Annotated in this window: 11 protein-coding genes; 3 read left to right on the forward strand and 8 right to left on the reverse strand. The window is 42.4% G+C overall.

All coding sequences use genetic code 11. From position 1 onward, the window contains the following. Positions 1-33 precede the first annotated feature (33 nt). Both DWY31_RS03800 and DWY31_RS03805 read right to left on the reverse strand, forming a co-directional pair. Positions 34-723: a double zinc ribbon domain-containing protein gene (locus DWY31_RS03800; protein ID WP_118519569.1), complete on the reverse strand. Its 690-nt coding sequence runs from the start codon at positions 721-723 to the stop codon at positions 34-36. A 73-nt stretch (positions 724-796) separates the two neighbouring features. Beyond that, entirely contained in the window at positions 797-1,396 is a 600-nt protein-coding gene (locus DWY31_RS03805) for a DUF4234 domain-containing protein (protein ID WP_118519570.1), read from the reverse strand. Between the two features lie 239 nt (positions 1,397-1,635). On the opposite strand from DWY31_RS03805, the gene DWY31_RS03810 reads away from it, so the two are divergent. Then, entirely contained in the window at positions 1,636-2,355 is a 720-nt protein-coding gene (locus DWY31_RS03810; RefSeq protein ID WP_118519571.1) for a zinc-ribbon domain-containing protein, read from the forward strand. A 256-nt stretch (positions 2,356-2,611) separates the two neighbouring features. Here DWY31_RS03810 and DWY31_RS03815 read toward each other — a convergent pair whose 3' ends face one another. The 6 genes from DWY31_RS03815 to DWY31_RS03840 all read right to left on the reverse strand — a co-directional run bounded on the left by DWY31_RS03815 (position 2,612) and on the right by DWY31_RS03840 (position 7,111). Then, positions 2,612-3,550 carry a sulfurtransferase gene (locus DWY31_RS03815; protein ID WP_021861206.1) on the reverse strand — a complete coding sequence of 313 codons (939 nt, stop codon included), beginning with the start codon at positions 3,548-3,550 and terminating at the stop codon, positions 2,612-2,614. 13 nt (positions 3,551-3,563) lie between these two features. Beyond that, on the reverse strand, positions 3,564-4,010 hold the full coding sequence (locus DWY31_RS03820; protein ID WP_243060378.1) for a C-GCAxxG-C-C family protein: 447 nt from the start codon (positions 4,008-4,010) through the stop codon (positions 3,564-3,566). A gap of 60 nt (positions 4,011-4,070) precedes the next feature. Then, entirely contained in the window at positions 4,071-4,265 is a 195-nt protein-coding gene (locus DWY31_RS03825; protein ID WP_118519572.1) for a DUF3641 domain-containing protein, read from the reverse strand. Further along, positions 4,237-4,944: a TVP38/TMEM64 family protein gene (locus tag DWY31_RS03830; RefSeq protein ID WP_118519573.1), complete on the reverse strand. Its 708-nt coding sequence runs from the start codon at positions 4,942-4,944 to the stop codon at positions 4,237-4,239. Before DWY31_RS03830 ends, DWY31_RS03825 begins: the two co-directional genes overlap by 29 nt. A gap of 45 nt (positions 4,945-4,989) precedes the next feature. Beyond that, positions 4,990-5,970 (reverse strand): (Fe-S)-binding protein, encoded by a 981-nt coding sequence (locus tag DWY31_RS03835; RefSeq protein WP_118519574.1) that lies wholly within the window; start codon positions 5,968-5,970, stop codon positions 4,990-4,992. A gap of 208 nt (positions 5,971-6,178) precedes the next feature. Continuing rightward, positions 6,179-7,111, reverse strand: a complete 933-nt coding sequence (locus tag DWY31_RS03840; protein ID WP_118519575.1) for an AEC family transporter — start codon at positions 7,109-7,111, stop codon at positions 6,179-6,181. Positions 7,112-7,658: 547 nt separating this feature from the next. Here DWY31_RS03840 and DWY31_RS03845 point away from each other — a divergent pair. Both DWY31_RS03845 and carB read left to right on the forward strand, forming a co-directional pair. After that, complete coding sequence (locus DWY31_RS03845; RefSeq protein WP_118519576.1) at positions 7,659-8,528, forward strand: YitT family protein; 870 nt, start codon at positions 7,659-7,661, stop codon at positions 8,526-8,528. Between the two features lie 186 nt (positions 8,529-8,714). Continuing rightward, complete coding sequence (carB, locus tag DWY31_RS03850) at positions 8,715-11,942, forward strand: carbamoyl-phosphate synthase large subunit (protein WP_118519577.1); 3,228 nt, start codon at positions 8,715-8,717, stop codon at positions 11,940-11,942. The last annotated feature ends 3 nt before the right edge of the window (positions 11,943-11,945 follow it).

An 11,945-nucleotide genomic window follows, 5' to 3' on the forward strand; every position in this document is an offset into this window, starting at 1 on the left:
TCTTCCTCCGTACTTTTTCTTTCCTTATTATTCTTAATTTTCTTCTTTTATTTTTTCTTCTTTCAGTTCTTCTTCCGTAATCTCCTGCGCTGTCTCTTCCAGAGCTTCTTCAATATCTGCCAGTACTTCCGGCTCAGATTCAGACTCTGCTTTTAATTCCGGCACATTCTCCGATATTGCTTCTGCCAGCATTTCTGACTCCGGCTCCGGCATCCTTATATTTTCCGGCTCTGGCTCCGGCATTGTCTGTCGGCTCTCTTCTTCCAGTTTATTTCCACAGTTAATGCAGAACAGAGCGTCACCATCATTTTTGAAACCGCAGTTTGTACAATATTTTTCTTTCATATTTGAGGCATCCAGATTCTCTTTTACCGTCAATGAAGAGCCACATTTTACACAGAATTTGGAATTTATCTTATTGCCATATCCACACTGTGGACATGGTTTTACTTCTGTAGCCAGACGCAGTTCTTCTTTTTCTTTCTCAATCTGCGCACGCAGTCTACGGATCTCAGCAAATAATTCTTCATATTCGGTTCCCGTTTCCTCTGCGTGCCGTTTCACACACTGCACACCAACCTGATATATGAGTTTCTCTATCATCTTCTCGTCATCTCTGATTTTCGCAGAAATCCGCTCACTCTCCAGTCCATCTTTTATCTTTGTTGATATTCCCTGACCGGCGGCATTGATTGAGTCTTTCATTTTATCCAGCATCGCCATATATCGTCCTCCCTATATCTTTTCAAGATCTGCTTTCGCAAAACATATAACAGCCCCAAATGTCTCTCATCTGTTATAAATTGTTCTGTCTGTTATATGCATTGCAAATCCGGTTACTGTTCTTGATCAGGATGTGCATTGCAACAAACGGTCCCAAACCACATAATAAAATTCCGATCAGATCCCACACTAATACAGTTGTTCCGTTCTCTGGAAATGTCATTCCGTAGCGCGGTGCATTGGTGCAAAGCCTGTTTCCTATTTTATAAGACCAGTAGAATGAATAAATTCCACAGGTCAGGAATGACAATATAATAAATGCAGCCAGACCGGACGTCATCTCTCCATCGCCTTCACATGCAATGTTCACATCATGCGCCATCTTATATATGAAATAATAACTGTAGATTCCACAGGTAACGATCGACAGCAGTATGTATATGGCAAGACTTCTGTCATCCTGCAGTCTCTCTTTTCTTCCTGCCGGCATCTGATCATTACTGCTAAAGCTCTGTTTTACATTGTGTATCTCACTTTCCATTTTCCGTTCGGTTGACCGGAAAGTCTGATTCACCTGCTCAGAAAACTGCTTTTTTATTGTGCATGGATTGCCACACTTCGGGCAAAACTTTGCGTTATCGGGCAGTTTCGCCCCACATTTCGTACAAAACACTATTTTTCTTCCTCCTCATTCCTGTATAGTTCCTGCGGATATGCAGGCTCTATCGATAACTATGATACCCTCGGATTGTTCCGTGCTGCTCTGGTATCATGTAAATTTTATCATAGTAAAATATCATTGTAAATATTAGCATTATGAAGAATCTCCGTAAATTTTAAAAGGGAAATTGCATTTTTATGCTATCAATGCTAAACTAAGCTAAAACTTAACGAACACAAAGGAGAATTATTATGTTTTGTAAACATTGTGGAAAGCAGCTAACAGATGGTGCAAAATTCTGCCCTGACTGCGGAACCCCTGTTTCTGCTAAAGCTCAGCATACACAGCAGCATTTCGAAGCTACAGCGTCACACAAGCAGACACCACACAATGAGGCTGCGCATCCTACACCACATAACCACGAACATCGAACTCAGCAGACTGCAAAAACAGCATCGCATAACCGCACACATCCGACACAGACAATAAACCACACAAAATCTTCTGTAGCAGGTTCAATGAATTATACCGCCTCTGATATGACAACAGATCCTGCACCAAAAGTACGCAGAAATTTTACAATTGGAAATATTGTCACCTGGATTGGATGCTTCCTTGCATTTATATCCATGTTTATGACTTTTGCCACGGTATCTATTCTTGGTTTTTCCCAGACAGTCACTCTTTTTGATACTAATGACGGAAAATTATTTCTTGCAGTGATCCTGGCAGTGGCGATTATTAACTTCTTCCGTATTGATATTATCAGCCTGATCGGATCATGTGTCGGTGTTTTCTTCCTTCTTATGGAATACAAAGATGCCGCCGATAAATTACAGCAGTTTTCTTCTATGGTTCATTATGGAATCGGACGAATGCTTCTGACTGTCGGAATTATTCTGATGGTACTAGGTGCAGTCGCAAGTATCTTCCTTCGCAAGAAGAATGTGAAACTGAATGTTTTACAGTAAATCGACGGACGGATATAAATGTAAATATTATCTGACCCAATGTAAGGTAATACACTATATTACATGCTATATATTTTATCAAAGCCAGCTGATTTGCTGGCTTTTTATTTACGCCATATACTTTTGCACAAAATACGTAATAAGATAAAAAGAGCAACCACACCCAATTTTTATTCAGTCGCATAACCGACTCTCTTAAAACGGATGTGATTGCTCTTGAATTATCATCTTTCAATCGCTGATAATTTGTTAATTCCTATTTTTCAACATCTCCGACTACAGCCCATCTCCAGAATGACTGGTCATAGTTCCATGTATTCTTGCATCCTGCCATTTCAAGTACAAGCTGCATATATGCGGAACGAATACCGCCTGTACAATAAGTTACGATCTTGTCGTCTTTGGAAATGCCCGCATCTTTTAACATCTTATCAATGTCAGCCTGTGATCTTAATGTTCCGTCTTCACGGAAAAGATCTGTATAACGAATGTGGATTGCTCCCGGAAGATGTCCACCTTTTGCTTCGTTATATTTCTTAGCACCTTCATACTCTTCATCTGTACGAACATCCACAATCTTGTAATCTTTGTAGTTCTTCTGAAGTTCTTCTGTTTCCATGTCATGTGTCATGTCAAGTTTGTCGATCTTCACATCTACTTTGTCTAACTTGGAAGGTCCTTTCTGTGTCTCAGCTCCGGCATTTACCAGCGCTTCGTATCCACCGTCAACCATCTTAAGGTTTGTGTAACCTGCTACGCGCAGCTCCCAGAGAACACGGGCATCTTCTCCCCATCCTCCAAGTGTCTCACCTAAGAGAACGATTTCTTTGTTCGGATCAAGGCCGAGGTTGCTGAGTTTTTTAGATAACTCTGCAGGCTGTGGAACTTTTCCCCAGTTCTCATCGCCCTGCTTGCCATATTTGTCTTCGCATGTTCCAAGTGCCTGCCAGCTTGTAGCTGCTGCACCCTTGATCGTCTCTTTATTAGAATATTTCTCGCCACGGCAGTCAAGAAAAATTACATTGTCATCGCCCATCAGTTTCTTCGCTTCTTTTGCAGTTATCAGGTATTCTCCTTTAAAAGAATCCTTGGAAACCAAATCGTCGTCCGATACTCCTTTTGCTTTGCTTCCGCATCCGACTACAAGCATCATAGCCAGCAGTCCGACACCCATACATCTGATAAACTTCTTCATACCATTTCTCCTCTTAATCTTCGTTTAATATTTCTTCTGTGATCTGGATCACCTTTTCTGCAAGACACGGACAGAACTCTGTCATCTTTCCGCTGTCTAATGCCTCCTGAAGTCCTTCCGGTGTAGACACATCATAACCGATAATCTCTTTGCAGTTTACAGAACCATATTCCTGTTCAAAACGATTCTTAAACTCCATGTATTTTCCGATCATGACATTCTTCTGGTCCATCAGTCCTTCTTCTTTTGTGTGTCCATACTTCATACCAATCGCCATCAGCGCTCCGGTATAAGCACCACAGACAGATCCTAACATCATGCCACCTCCAAAACAGGCAGCAATACGGTTTGCTTCGTCTTCACTTAAGTCAAACCGTTCTGCAAAATGACGGAACACTACCTGTGAACAGTCATATCCTTTTATAAAGTTGTCTTTAATTTCATTTGCCATCCGGTTCATATTCTTGTCTCCTTTATTTCTATTTTCCTGCATAACAACCTGTTATGTCGTACTGCCGCCTCAACTGGAACCCTGTCCCGCCACACAGGCATAACAATGTTTGTCAAACAGAATCTTACGCTTTTTATACGGAGTCCCTACAAGGTCCATAATCGTTACTTTCGATCCAATCGGCAGATTGATCGCCTGATTAAAATCACAGTCATAAACCTTTGATATTATAAAATTATTTTGTTTTCTTTTTCTGTTTTTCATTATATAACTGTTTGAACAGAACGATAAGACCTGATAAAGCAAATAAGATCAGAAGTCCTGTTACGAGCAGTTTTGCTCCTCCGGTCAGCATACCACCTACATACGAGTAAACGATGGTTGCCGGAAGCTGTCCGATTCCTGTAGCTACGAAAAATCCCCAGAAAGACATAGATGTAAGACCTGCTGCATAACTTACATAATCAAATGAAATAAACGGCAGAAGTCTTGCGATCAGGATACTTAAATTTCCATGTCTCTCAAAGAAGACATCGATCTGCTGAAGTCCTGCTTTGCTTGTAAGCTTCTCAGCTACATCTCTTCCCAGAATTCTTGCGATATAGAAGCAAAGCACTGATCCTGCCATCGCACTTGACCAGGAAAGAATCGCTCCCTGCCACCATCCGAATAAGTTTGCGTTCGCAAATGTGATCAGGAATGCCGGAAGCGGGGCTGCTACAGACTGTAAGATCATCAATGCAAAAGACACAGCTGCTGCATATGCACCGTAAGATGCAACGAATTCTTTGACAACGGTAAAGTCGCCGCTTGCAAATGCTGCAAAAATACGATTCATCAGCTTATTTACACTCGGTACGCAGAAATAAACTGCCACACATCCTACAATCAACACGATTACTATAATCTTACTGAGCCATTTGTTTTGTTTTTTTGTTTCCACCTCTTGTTCTCCTTTTTCTTTGTTTCCTTTTGTTCTCTCTTGTTTCTATAGATACTTTGTCCGCATACGATTGATCAGGGATTTGATCGTATCCGGTTTTTCTTTTGTTCCCAGAATCTCCGGCAGGACGTGACGTACCTGCTTACAGCCGTTTCTGGTCAGATTGCCTGCACAGGATCCGCAATATGTATAAATCGTCTGCGGATACTTCTTCACTGTCTCAGCAAAGCTTTTTGCTATCTCCGGTTCTTTGGCGCAGCCTTGTCCGCCAAGACCACAGCACTGGATATCCTCCAATGTCTGAAATTCTGCGTCTGAAAACGCCTCAATGTCTGTGAGCCATTCTCCCTTTTCTCTGTCCGGGCATGGACGAAACATCGTACCGCCGGTCAGACACTTCTCACCCAGATGCAGTTCTTTTAATTTCTGATAAATGTTCACTACACGGATCGTAAGTCTTGGCTTCAGAAATGCATAACAGTTCGGACACATCGTAATGACCTCTGTCACCCCCGCATCATCCATGCGCTTCTGAATTCCCTGCATAATACGTTCCTCTTCGACTTCCATTCCTATATCTGCGATTGGTTTTCCACAGCAGTCATAGACCACACCGATCCCGGCTTCTTTTTCAAACAGTTCCACCAGAACTTTTGTTGTCTTCGGATATACAGACGGGAAATTGCATCCCGGAAACAACACACTCTTCTCTGTCACATGCCTATAATTGCGATATGAATATTCCTTTTTTTCAGAAATGGTCCGCTTGTACTCTTTGTTCACCCGCGCCCCTTCGTCAGATGCAACGCTGGCTCTGCGCATATCCATAATGATTCCCTGTCCGTCAATCCCCACCGGACAGACTTCTGAACATTTGCCACATAAAAAACAGTGATACGCAAGCTTATTAAGCTTTTCAGTATCACCTATATCAAGACCATACTTTTTCAAAAAGGAACAATTCTCCTGACAGACATGACAGTGGATGCATTTGTCTGCATCTTTTACTCTCTCATTCTGACACATGTTATTATCCTCTCTTTTCTAGTTACTCACGTTCATTGTATCATCAAATCTGTATTTCGTATAATTGATATTGCGAATATATCATTGTAAATATAGACTGTGTCTATATATGTTAAACCCACCGAAACGCTCTGTTTTACTTGGTTTCCCACTTATTAATACAAATTTATCATATAGACAAATAGATATGTCTTTTACAAACCGTATTTTACATTAAAACTTCAAATGCATATACCATTAGCGGCATTGTCAGAATGGATAACAATGTTGTCATCACATTAATTGCACTTGCATAATTTGAATCATTTCCATACACCTGACACATCTGCGTTACCGTTGATGCAGAAGGTGTGATCACCGCCAGAAAGACAACAAGCAATATCTTCTTTCCATCCGGATGCCAGCTGATCAGATGACTGAATTTTAATAGGAGTAATGATATCATCGGTACAACCACAAGTCTTAATGCTGTCACAAAATAAATCCGTCTATTCGCAAACACTTGTCGCAGGCTCATCTGGGCAAGTAACATTCCTGTAACGATCATGCTCGCCGGTCCGATCATAACACCAACCGCACTCATTGTTCCATCCACGATTTCCGGAAGTTTAATCTGTAAAAAGAATAAAACAATTCCCAGGACAACTGCGATCATATTGATATTAAATACGATCTTTCTCCAATCCGTTCCCTCTTCTCTGCTGATGATCTTTTTCCCGTGTGTCCACATAAACACCAGCTGCACGCTCATAAAAACACAGCCGCAGAGCACCCATTTTTCACCCAGGATAAATGTTACCAAAGGTACGATCAGATTTCCTGAATTTGAATAATATACCGATGCCAATTCTACTTCATCCATTTTCAAAGCTTTTGCAATTGCCCATACTGCGATCAGCAAAATGATCTGCAATAAGACCGATGCCGCAAATGCAAGTTCTAATTCCTTTACCGTATTTTTCGTATAAGTTACCTGGAACGCATGAATGATCACACACGGAATTACCAGATACAATACAATTTTAGATAGCACTTTACTATCCTCAGCCGTTACAATACCGGCTTTCACTACCAGGTAACCCATCAGGATCATCAGAAATAGTTCTGCAATCTGTTTCATTAATAAAATACTGATTTCCATATTGTCTCTCCTTTTGCTGTCGAACATAGCTATATAATGTTTTGTTTTTATATCTTAATTAAAAAAAGCGTCTGGCACTAATATAATATTTTCTGGCGCAGAAAGCAAGTTTTGTGATATGATAGAAATGTTGGGCATTTTGTCCGTTATGAACCTCAATAGAATATTTATATAATAAGAAGAAAGAAAATCTGAAGCTCCGGCTTCTTCTGGATCTTTTACAATTTCCGTTAAGCCTGTTTTTCACCCGCTTTCTGAACCTATTTTCAGCACTGATCCCGGATCTTAGGGATGCATATGGTGATCAGTTTGCCGGAAGCTTTGCGGGAAGAGTTTCTTTTCTCATTATTGCAATCATTTCTGCTTTAAACCTATGAATCTGCTTGCCGGTCTTGAAACAGCTGCACAGGAAACGATACCTGTCGATCTTGAAGCAGCTGAATAGGGATATATATATGCTGATTTTGAAGCAACTGACCAGGGAAATATGTATGTCGGTTCAGAGGTTGCCGACAACATAAAATAAAACAAAAGAGGAGAATTATCTATGCATAAGAAAGAAACTGTTTTTCAGAAAATTATGTCTGTACTTGTGGTCATTTTGGGGAATATGATCTATGCTCTGGCATTAAAACTGTTCCTTCTCCCTTCTGACCTGATGACCGGTGGTACAACCGGTATCGCACTTGCCGTAAAACATTATACCGGGTTTAATATTTCCGGCGTTATTTTAATTTTTAATATCGCAATGCTGATCGTAGGTTTCATCGTTCTTGGTAAAAAATTTGCCCTGACAACGATCATCAGTACATTCGCTTATCCGATCTCACTGGAATTTTTCAACCGACTCTTCGGTGATTTGGTGCTGACTGACAATGTGCTGTTGTGTACCATCTTTTCCGGACTCGGTATCGGCATTGGACTTGCCATTGTCATCCGGAGCGGTGCTTCCACCGGTGGTATGGATATCCCACCGCTGGTGCTGAATCATTTTTTCCGCATCCCGGTATCTGTAAGTCTGTATGTATTTGACTTTACAATTCTAATCTTCCAGGCAGCTTATAACCCGGTTGACAATGTACTCTACGGAATCATCCTTGTCATGATCTACACGATTGTACTCGACAAATTACTCGTCTTTGGCACAACACGTATCGAAGTGAAAGTCATGAGCAACGAACACGAAAAGATCCGTCAGGCAATCATTACAGAAATGGACCGCGGCGTGACAGCCCTGTCTGCCCGGAGCGGTTATATGGATGAGCCAACCCAGATGATCTTCAGCGTAATCTCCAACCGCGAGCTTCCACGGATTGAAAAGATCATCCGCGAGATTGATCCGGAAAGTTTCGTTGTTGTAAGCCATGTCAGTGAAGTGCGTGGACACGGCTTTTCATTAGAGAAAAAATATAAATAAAACTATTTCCGGTAATTGTGGAACTTCCTTAGCTGTTATCACTTATGCATCGCTTATGCATTATTTATTCATTATTTTGTATAAATATTAAAAAGTTTATAAGATGTGTTCTTGCCAATCTCTTGTTCTATCTATATAATAGAACAAGAGATTTTTACATTACATGTCACAGGAGGGAATCACGATATGCCAAAGAGAACAGATATTCACAAGGTACTAATCATCGGCTCCGGCCCGATCATCATCGGACAGGCGTGCGAGTTTGACTATTCCGGAACACAGGCGTGCAAAGCACTGCGTAAGCTGGGGTATGAAATCGTACTGGTAAACTCAAACCCGGCTACGATTATGACAGATCCGGAAACAGCCGATGTCACCTATATTGAACCTCTGAACGTAGACCGTTTGGAACAGATCATTGCCAAAGAGCGCCCGGATGCACTGCTTCCGAACCTTGGAGGACAGTCCGGACTGAACCTCTGCGCCGAACTTGCCAAAGAAGGGGTTTTGGACAAATATAATGTACAGGTTATCGGTGTACAGGTAGATGCCATTGAACGTGGTGAAGACCGTATCGAATTTAAGAAATCCATGGATGCACTGGGCATCGAAATGGCCAAAAGCCAGGTTGCTTACAGCGTAGAAGAAGGTCTTGCCATTGCAGACGAACTTGGTTATCCGGTTGTTCTTCGTCCGGCTTACACTATGGGAGGCGCCGGCGGCGGACTTGTTTATAACAAAGAAGAATTAAAAACCGTTATGGCACGAGGATTACAGGCAAGTCTTGTCGGACAGGTACTTGTAGAAGAATCCATACTCGGCTGGGAAGAGCTGGAATTAGAGATCGTCCGTGATGCAGAAGGCAATATGATCACCGTCTGCTTTATTGAGAATATCGATCCTCTTGGCGTACATACAGGAGATTCCTTCTGTTCAGCTCCGATGCTGACGATTTCCGAAGAGTGTCAGAAACGTCTGCAGGAGCAGGCTTATAAAATTGTTGACTCCGTAGAAGTTATCGGTGGAACGAACGTACAGTTTGCACATGATCCGGTTTCCGACCGAATTGTCGTTATCGAGATCAACCCGCGTACTTCCCGTTCTTCAGCTCTTGCTTCCAAAGCTACCGGTTTCCCGATTGCACTTGTGTCTGCAATGCTGGCTTCCGGATTAACTTTAAAAGATATTCCATGCGGTAAATACGGAACTCTGGATAAATATGTTCCGGACGGCGATTATGTTGTTATCAAATTTGCACGCTGGGCATTTGAAAAATTCAAAGGTGTAGAAGACAAACTCGGAACACAGATGCGTGCAGTCGGCGAAGTTATGAGTATCGGAAAGACTTACAAAGAAGCTTTCCAGAAAGCAATCCGCAGTCTCGAGACCGGACGCTACGGTCTTGGTTATGCCAAAGACTACAACAACATGAGCAAAGATCAGCTTCTGAAAATGCTCATTACACCATCCAGCGACCGTCATTTCATTATGTATGAAGCGCTCCGCAAAGGTGCTACAATTGAAGAGATCTATGATCTTACAAAAGTTAAAACATATTTCATTGAGCAGATGAAAGAACTGGTAGACGAAGAAGAAGCACTTGCTGCGAAGAAAGGAGCTCTTCCGGCAGATGATGCACTCGTTGCCGCAAAGAAACACGGTTTCTCAGATAAATATTTAAGCCAGATCCTGGAAGTTCCAGAAGACGATATCCGTAACCGCAGAATTGAACTTGGATGCGAAGAAGCATGGGAAGGTGTACACGTAAGTGGCACCGCAGACAGCGCTTACTACTACTCTACTTACAACGCTGAAGATAAGAATCCGGTAAATACAGATAAACCGAAGATTATGATCCTTGGCGGCGGTCCAAACCGTATCGGACAGGGTATCGAATTTGACTACTGCTGTGTACACGCAGCTTTAGCACTCAAGAAACTCGGCTTTGAGACAATTATTGTAAACTGTAACCCGGAAACAGTTTCTACAGATTATGATACTTCTGATAAATTATACTTTGAGCCACTGACACTGGAAGATGTATTAAGCATTTACAAAAAGGAAAAACCGGTTGGTGTTATTGCACAGTTCGGCGGACAGACACCGCTTAACCTGGCTGCTGATCTGGAAAGAAACGGTGTGAAGATCCTCGGAACTTCTCCATCTGTTATCGACCTTGCAGAAGACCGTGATCTTTTCCGCGAAATGATGGATAAACTTGAGATTCCTATGCCAGAATCCGGAATGGCTACTACTGTAGAAGAGGCACTTGCCATTGCAAAAGAAATCGGTTATCCGGTTATGGTTCGTCCTTCTTACGTTCTCGGTGGTCGCGGAATGGAAGTTGTATACGATGACGAAAGTCTGGAAGGATACATGAAAGCCGCTGTCGGCGTAACTCCGGATCGTCCGATCCTGATTGACCGTTTCCTGAACCACGCACTGGAATGTGAGGCAGATGCGATCAGCGACGGTAATCATGCATTTGTACCGGCTGTTATGGAGCACATTGAGCTTGCCGGTGTACACTCCGGAGACTCTGCATGTATTATCCCGTCCGTGCACATTTCCGAAGAAAATGTACAGACGATCAAAGAATACACACGCAAGATCGCAGAAGAGATGCATGTCAAAGGTCTTATGAACATGCAGTATGCAATTGAAAACGGAAAAGTTTATGTTCTGGAAGCGAACCCGCGTGCATCCCGTACTGTACCGCTTGTTTCAAAGGTTTGCAACATCCGTATGGTACCGCTTGCAACAGACATCATCACTTCCGAACTGACCGGACGCAAATCGCCGGTTGCTGACTTAAAAGAACAAAATATCCCGTATTTCGGAGTAAAAGAAGCAGTCTTCCCATTCAACATGTTCCAGGAAGTTGATCCGATCTTAGGACCTGAGATGCGTTCTACCGGTGAAGTTCTCGGACTTGCCGAAACTTACGGAGAAGCTTTCTACAAAGCACAGGAAGCAACACAGTCCAAGCTTCCGCTTTCCGGAACGGCACTGATTTCTGTAAACCGCAAAGACAAAGCTGAAGTTGTAGAGATTGCTCAGTCATTCGCTGATGATGGATTCAAACTGGTTGCTACCGGAAATACTTATGAGCTGATCAAGGAAGCCGGCATTGATGTTACACGCATCAATAAGCTTTCCGAAGGCGGTCGTCCGAACACGCTGGATGCGATCACCAATGGTCAGATCGACCTGATCGTCAACTCACCGGTCGGAAAAGACAGTGTAAATGATGACAGTTACCTGCGTAAAGCTGCGATCAAGGCAAAGATTCCTTACATGACAACCATTGCTGCTGCGAGAGCAACTGCAAAAGGAATCCGCTATGTGAAAGAACATGGAAATGGCGAAGTAAAATCCTTGCAGCAGCTACACAGCGAAATTACAGACAAATAAATT

It is taken from the genome of Dorea sp. AF24-7LB (assembly GCF_003478575.1).
GTDB lineage: Bacteria > Bacillota > Clostridia > Lachnospirales > Lachnospiraceae > Dorea_D > Dorea_D hominis.